We start from the raw sequence: 6,847 nt of genomic DNA on the forward strand, positions 1-6,847 counted from the left end.
TCGACAAGGAACTGCGGTCGCTGCCGGCGTTCAACCGCGCCCTGAAAGCCGACCGTGTCGTCGTGCAGGGCTTCAACCACGCCTGGCTCAGGGCCTACAAGGACCGTGCGCCCGACGTACCGGTCGGGCTCCTCTACGGCAACAAGCCCACCGCAGTCGACATCGCCGCCGCGGCGACATGGGCTCAGCAGGTCAACCCGGCCTTGGGCGCGATCGACCAGGCAACGGTGGACCAGGTGCACGCCCACGGCATGGAGATCCACGTGTGGACCGTCAACGCCGGCACCGACATGCGCCGCGCCATCAACTGGCGGGTGGACGGCATCATCACCAACTACCCCCAGGTGCTGCGCGACATCCTCCGTCGCGGCTGAGCCCGCGCCTGGTGTCGTGGAGCGGTCGGTCAGCGCCGGGACTTCGTCGGCCCGAAGTGACCAGATGGCAACGTCACGTCCTGACCCAGGGCCGCGAGGACGCTGGGGAGCAACGCCTTGGCCGTGCGGCGGTAGCCCGCCCCCGACGGATGAAATCGGTCGATCGCGAACATCTCGTCCGGCTGGGCGAGAAAGAACGGGCCCACGACGTGGGCCAGGGAAACGGCTCGGGCGCCCAGGTCGGTGACCACCGCGCGCTGGGCCTCGGCGAGCCGGCGCGAGCTTCTGCCGCCCAGGGCACGCAACGGCTGGGGCACCGCCGCCAGCGCGGAAAGATCCGGACATGTGCCGACGACCACCTCGCAGCCGCGCTCCTGCAGCGCTGAGACCGCCTGTGCGAGGTGACTGACCGAGTGGGAGACGCGGACCCGATGTGTGACGTCGTTGCCGCCGACGACGATCACGGCGACGTCTGGACGGTAGCCGGTCGGCAGGCCGGCCAGCTGTGCCCGCAGCATCGAGGTCTCAGCGCCGACGATTGCAGCGGTGTGCAGGCGCACGGTTCGACGAGTCTTCTTCGCCAGGCGCGTCGCCAGCTGTGACCCGAGTGTCCGTCGGGGCATCTCGGCCCCGAGTCCCGCGGCTATCGAGTCGCCGAGGACGAGCAGCTCGATGCGGTCGCCGTACTTCTTCTTGTGGATCCGGTCGGCGCTGTGTGCCTCCTCGCCGAGTTCCTTCCCGATGGTCTTGCGCGCCAGTCCTGCCTGGGCTCGGAGGAGCTGCCAGGCGGCGACGGAGCCGCAGGTGACGGCCACCAGCGCCGCGACCGCGGAGGCTCCAGTCCGCGCCGCCGGGAGACGTGGCGACGGGCGGGATCGGCTCAGCGGCACGTCAGATCACGGCAGCGGCGTCCGCAGTGCGCGTGGCCACCGGCTGCTGTCGCTTCGGGCGGCCGATCCCCTGAATGGTCCAGCCGGCCATCGTCCATCGCTCGGGGTCGAGCCGGTTCCGCCCGTCGACGACGACTCGTCGCCGTACCAGCGACGCTGCCCAGTGCGGATCCATCTCGACGAACTGCGGCCACTCGGTGAGGTGCAGCACCAGGTCGGCATCCCGGAGCGCTGACTCCAGGCTGGCGACGTAGGTGAGTTCTGGAGCGACGGCCCGGGCGTTGAGGGCTGCCTCAGGGTCGAAGACGCGTACGTCGGCTCCCTGTGCGTGCAGCCGTCGCGCGACGTCGAGTGCGGGGGAGTCCCTGACGTCGTCCGACAGCGGCTTGAACGCGGCACCGAGCACCGCGACCCGTCGTCCCGCGAGGTCGCCGCCGGTGAGCTCGCGGGCGAGCTCTGCGACCTTGGTGCGGGCCCGCAGGTTGATGGCGTCGACCTCGCGAAGCAACCCGGTCACCGAACGTGCCCCGAGCTCGGAGGCTCGGGCCGACAGCGCCCGCAGGTCCTTGGGAAGACAGCCACCGCCGAATCCGACACCGGCGTCGAGGAAGCGCCGTCCGATGCGAGGGTCGTCCCCGAGGATGTCGGCAAGTGCCACGACATCGGCGTCCGCGCGCTCACTGATGTCGGTCATGGCGTTGATGAAGGAGATCTTGGTGGCGAGGAATGCGTTCGCCGCCGACTTCGCGAGCTCGGCGGTCGCGAGGTCGGTGACGTGCACCGGGACGCCGTCCGCGATCGCCTGCTCGTAGATGGTGCGCAGGGCGAGCTCGGCGTCGGGGGTGGCGACGCCGAACACGAGTCGGTCCGGGTGCAGTGTGTCGTGAACGCCGTGCCCCTCCCGCAGGAACTCCGGGTTCCAGGCGACGCTCGTCCGGATGCCGGTCGGCGCGAAGCGCGCGAGCTCAGAACCCAGCCGCTCGGCCGTGCCAACGGGGACGGTGGACTTGCCGATCACCAGACAGTCGCGGGTCAGGTGTCGGGCCAGCTCCCTGGTGCACGTCCAGACGGCGCTGAGATCTGCGCTGAGGCCCGAGCCCGCCTGCGGGGTGCCCACGCACAGGAAGTGCACGTCGGAGGACGCCGCTGCCTCGCTGACGTCGGTGGTGAATCGCAGACGCCCCGTGCTGACGTGGCGGTTCAGCAGGTCGTCGAGTCCCGGCTCGGCGAACGGCGCGACTCCCGCGTTGAGGTGGGCGACCTTTCCGCCGTCGCTGTCGACGCCGATCACCTCGAACCCGAGCTCGGCCAGGCACGCGGCGTGTGTCGCACCGAGGTACCCGGTGCCGATGACGCTGATCTTGAGGGTCATGGCCTCAGACCAGCGCTCGTATCTGACGCGATCGCACCTGCGAGGTGGGTGTTGGATGGCCGTCTGGTGTACAGCGCGGTCCACTGGACCGCCGCTTGCGTTGTGACATTCGCCCGGGGATCACTGGCTGTTCACCCGGTCTATCCACCGTGGAGTCATGCGCGTAGCGATCGTGACCGAGTCGTTCCTGCCCCTGGTGAACGGCGTCGTGAACTCCGTCCGTCACGTCGTCGACCACCTGATCGAGAACGGTCACGAGGCGTTGATCATCGCGCCGGGCCACGGCCTGGCCGACTACCGCGGCGTGCGGGTCGTCCGCGTGCGGTCCGTGGCCGTGCCGATGTACAGGACGTTCCCGATGGGCCTGCCGGACCGACAGGTCAAGCAGGCGCTCGCGGAGTTCCGGCCGGACGTCGTGCACCTGGCCTCGCCGATCGCGCTCGGCTGGCTGGGCCTGCGCGCGGCGCGCAGGCTCGGGATCCCCTCAGTCGCCGTCTACCAGACCGACATCCCGGGCTTCCTGCGCCAGTACAACCTCCCGGGCGATGCAACCTGCGCGAAGTGGGTCGCGCGCATCCACAAGCGCTCGACGCGCACGCTGGTGCCCTCGCGGTCCGCGCACGCACAGCTCGAGGCTCTCGGAGTCCCGAACCTGCACGTCTGGGGACGTGGCGTTGACCTGGACCTCTTCGGTCCCGGGCATCGCGACCGGGATCTCCACGACGCCTGGGCGCGGCTCGGCAAGAAGGGCGGCGACCAGGTCGTCGTCGGGTACGTCGGTCGACTGGCCGCAGAGAAGCAGGTCCGCCGACTCAGGGAGCTGGCAGACCTACCCGGCATCCGCCTCGTCGTGATCGGAGACGGACCCGAGCTGACCTGGCTGAAGAAGAAGCTGCCGGCCGCGAAGTTCGCCGGCATGCTCACCGGCGTCGAGCTCGCCACCGCCTTCGCCTCCCTGGATGTGTTCGTTCACACCGGCGAGAACGAGACGTTCTGCCAAACGATCCAGGAAGCTCAGGCCAGTGGTGTACCCGTCGTTGCTCCCGCCAAGGGCGGGCCCCTGGACCTGGTACGGCCCGACCACACCGGCCTGCTCTACGACCCCGCAGACGCAAGCTCGCTGCGCACCGCCGTACAGCGGCTCGCGCTGGACGGCAAGCTTCGTGCGACCCTCGCGGGCAACGGCATCACCCGGGTCTCCACCCGAACCTGGGCGGACGTGGTCGACGAGCTGGTCACGCGACACTACTGCGGTGCGATCGGCCGCGACGGCACTGGCCTCGCCGCCTGACTCGCTGCGCCGCGCGCGAATCTCGTCACCGGGTCGGGGTTGACGGAGCCGGGACTGACGGCGAGGTCAGGCGCACGGATGGGGCTGCTCGGTCCAGAGTTCGCCAGTAGTTCCCGGACATGCCACGCGTTGGTCGTCGTCCCCGGCGCCCGCTCGGGCACCTTGACACGTGTGACGGTCCAGAGGCTGAGTTTGGTCGCGCTGGGGGACAGCACCACCGTGGGAATCGGTGACTCGGTTCCCGACGGTTGGCGGGGTTGGTCACGACTGCTGGCCGACCAGCTGGCGGTCACCCATCGGCTGGCCTACACGAATCTTGCGGTCTCAGGAGCGACGGCTGCATCGGTCCGCGCGACGCAGCTACCGAAAGCCGTGGACCTGCGGCCACAACTCGCCTCCGTCGTCGTCGGCGTGAACGACACCATGCGGTCGACGTGGGACCCGGTTCGCGTGCGCGACGACATCCTGGCGTGCATCGGCGGGCTTGCCGACGCCGGCGCCGTGGTGATGACTCTGAGATTTCACGACCACGGCAGCGTTCTCGGTCTGCCAGCGGTCCTCCGCAGACCCCTCTGGAGGCGGATCGAGGTGGTCAACGATGCCTACGACGCTGCCCACGCTGCCTACGGGGGGATCCGCCTCGACCTGACCGGTGAGCCGGCGGTGTACGAGCGCCGGTTCTGGAGCCTCGACCGCCTTCATCCCAGTGAGCTCGGGCACCGGCGATTGGCGGCAGCGTTTGCTCGTGCCTTGCAGGCCCACGACTACCCCCTCGGCTGCCCGGACGTTCCGAGTCTCGTGGCGCGAAGGAGAGGGCAAGAGTGGTGGTGGCTCGCAAGCCAGGGACTGCCCTGGCTGGGACGGCGCGCACGTGACCTCGCGCCCTGGGCGATTCGCATGACCGCGGTCGACGCCGTCGATCGCATGAGGGCACGTCGTACGCCCACCGAGTGCGAGACTCTGAGGGCGCGCACCCAGATGACGTGATCCTTCTCGCTCGCTGGTCTACGTGTCGAACGCACGGAGGTCACCGCGCGTTCATCCGAGCGGGTCAGACTCGCGTTCATGCAATGCTGCGAGCAGTCGTGCCGGCCTCGTCCAATCCAGACCGGGGAGCGCTGAACGTGCGGATCGCACAGCTGGCCAACTTCGTCGGCCCCACCTCAGGTGGCATGAAGACGGCCGTCGATGCCCTGGGCCGGGGGTACGCCGCCGCGGGTATTCCTCGGCTGCTCGTGGTCCCAGGTCCGCGCGACCAGATCAGCCAGACTCCCTACGGTGAGGTCGCCGAGCTGAGGGCACCTCGCGTGGGCGGTGGCTACCGCCTCCTGGTCGAGCCGTGGCGGGTCCTGGACGTCCTCGAGCGATTCGGTCCCACGAGTCTCGAGGTGTCGGACAAGTCGACCCTGCTTCCCGTGACGCGCTGGGCACGCCGCCGAGACGTCGGCTCGGTCCTGCTCTCGCACGAACGTCTCGACTCGATGATCTCGTTGCGTACCGGGCTGACCCGTGGCGTCGCGGGAACGGTGGGTGTCCTGAACGCCTTGCTCGTGAGGCAGTTCGACGCGGTCGTCGTGACGTCCAGGTTCGCTCAGCGTGAGTTCATGGAGGCGGCCCACGCGGTGGGGACCCCGCTGCACCGCGTACCGCTCGGCGTCGACCTCGACACCGTCCCCACGCCAGGACGAATGCCCCGTGCTGGCGGTCCGCTGAGGTTGGTCCACTTCGGTCGCCTGTCGCGGGAGAAGAGTCCGCACCTGGCAGTAGCGGCCGCAGTCGAGCTGCACCGGCGCGGCGTGCCAGCCCGTCTCGATGTGTACGGCGACGGCCCGTACCGCGATGAACTGGAGGGTCTGGTCGGGCGGGCGCCGGTGTTCTTTCATGGTCACGTCGAGGACAAGGGGCGACTCTCCCGCTTGGTGGCTGCCGCGGACATCTCCATCTCACCCTGTCCGGGGGAGACATTCGGTTTGGCGATACTGGAGGCACTTGCGGTCGGGACGCCTGTTGTCACCGCGGACACGGGAGGGGGACGCGAACTCCTCGACGAGATGTGCGGCGACTGGGGCCCCGCCACACCCGCAGGGTTGGCCGATGCCGTCCACCGTCTCGCGGCCCGACCGGTCACGGAAACTCGCAGAGCCGCGCGGCGCCGCGCGATGCGGTTCCCGTGGAGCGCGGCAGTGGCCGCCATGCTCGACATCCATGGACGCGTCGCTCGGAGCACCTCGTTCCCGGGACTGGAGCAGACCGCCTGAGCGAGGGCGGGGCGTCGTCCTGTCTGCTGGTGATGCAGCGGTCTGGAGCGTCTTCCTGACGCTGGTCGGGCAGGCGACCTGGCCTTCATCCTGGAGCAGATCGAGATCGCCGAGCATCACGCGGCCACCTACCCGCCGGCGAACCCGTGCGGGCACGCTGGTGGGCAACGGCCCGAACCGGATCCCCGGCCCACTGGTCTCATACGGCCTGCGCACCGTCGATGGATCGTGCAACAACCTCGTCGCGGGGCAGGAGCGCTTCGGCGCGGCCGATGAGCTGTTCCCACGGCTGACGGCAGCGGAGTTCAAGAGCGCCGACTCTGTGCCGGCCGGGTGTCCCTGGGCCGGCAGCCCTACGAGCTACCAGGCGGCAAGTGCGTGGTCGACGAGACCAACGCGTCCTGGCGGGACTGTGGCCGACTCGCGCGTCTTCTTGTCAACTGCGGTCAATCGGGGCCGACGTCATCGGCAGGTCGGGCACACTTGGCTTGTGCGTCCTGACCTGATCGAGCTCACCAAGACCATCGACCCCGGCGCACTGGGTGCTCGGCTCCGCTCGGCGCGCCTCCGCGCGGGACTGACCCAGTCCCAGGTGGCGGGGTCGGACCTGTCGACGGCCTATGTCTCCCGCATCGAGGCGGGTCAGCGACGTCCGGACCCGG

The 6,847-nt window shown here is 69.6% G+C and carries 7 protein-coding genes; 5 read left to right on the forward strand and 2 right to left on the reverse strand.

Features of this window, described 5'->3' with window-relative positions; genetic code table 11:
- The coding region (locus VFN12_RS05275; RefSeq protein ID WP_325117555.1) for a glycerophosphodiester phosphodiesterase at positions 1–374 on the forward strand (374 nt) is incomplete at its 5' end.
- 29 nt (positions 375–403) lie between these two features.
- Here the strand turns inward: VFN12_RS05275 and VFN12_RS05280 are convergent.
- A complete protein-coding gene (locus tag VFN12_RS05280; RefSeq protein ID WP_325117556.1) occupies positions 404–1,189 on the reverse strand; it encodes an SGNH/GDSL hydrolase family protein in 786 nt (261 codons plus the stop codon).
- A gap of 76 nt (positions 1,190–1,265) precedes the next feature.
- Complete coding sequence (locus tag VFN12_RS05285; protein WP_325117557.1) at positions 1,266–2,636, reverse strand: UDP-glucose/GDP-mannose dehydrogenase family protein; 1,371 nt, start codon at positions 2,634–2,636, stop codon at positions 1,266–1,268.
- Positions 2,637–2,793: 157 nt separating this feature from the next.
- On the opposite strand from VFN12_RS05285, the gene VFN12_RS05290 reads away from it, so the two are divergent.
- From VFN12_RS05290 to VFN12_RS17575, 4 genes are all read left to right on the forward strand, one after another.
- Positions 2,794–3,927 (forward strand): glycosyltransferase family 1 protein, encoded by a 1,134-nt coding sequence (locus VFN12_RS05290; protein WP_325117558.1) that lies wholly within the window; start codon positions 2,794–2,796, stop codon positions 3,925–3,927.
- A gap of 171 nt (positions 3,928–4,098) precedes the next feature.
- Complete coding sequence (locus VFN12_RS05295; RefSeq protein WP_325117559.1) at positions 4,099–4,914, forward strand: SGNH/GDSL hydrolase family protein; 816 nt, start codon at positions 4,099–4,101, stop codon at positions 4,912–4,914.
- A gap of 185 nt (positions 4,915–5,099) precedes the next feature.
- A complete protein-coding gene (locus VFN12_RS05300; protein WP_325117560.1) occupies positions 5,100–6,185 on the forward strand; it encodes a glycosyltransferase family 4 protein in 1,086 nt (361 codons plus the stop codon).
- On the forward strand, positions 6,133–6,847 hold a 715-nt coding region (locus VFN12_RS17575; RefSeq protein WP_414690010.1), incomplete at its 3' end, for a helix-turn-helix domain-containing protein. The genes VFN12_RS05300 and VFN12_RS17575, both read left to right, overlap by 53 nt.

Source organism: Nocardioides sp. (genome assembly GCF_035703625.1).
In the GTDB taxonomy this organism is placed as follows: domain Bacteria; phylum Actinomycetota; class Actinomycetes; order Propionibacteriales; family Nocardioidaceae; genus Nocardioides.

Bases quoted from the DNA above. Each gene is read 5' to 3' on its own strand.
- VFN12_RS05290 (WP_325117558.1), top strand. From the start codon at position 2,794: ATGCGCGTAGCGATCGTGACCGAGTCGTTCCTGCCCCTGGTGAACGGC.
- VFN12_RS05300 (WP_325117560.1), top strand. From the start codon at position 5,100: ATGAAGACGGCCGTCGATGCCCTGGGCCGGGGGTACGCCGCCGCGGGT.
- VFN12_RS05285 (WP_325117557.1), bottom strand. From the start codon at position 2,636: ATGACCCTCAAGATCAGCGTCATCGGCACCGGGTACCTCGGTGCGACA.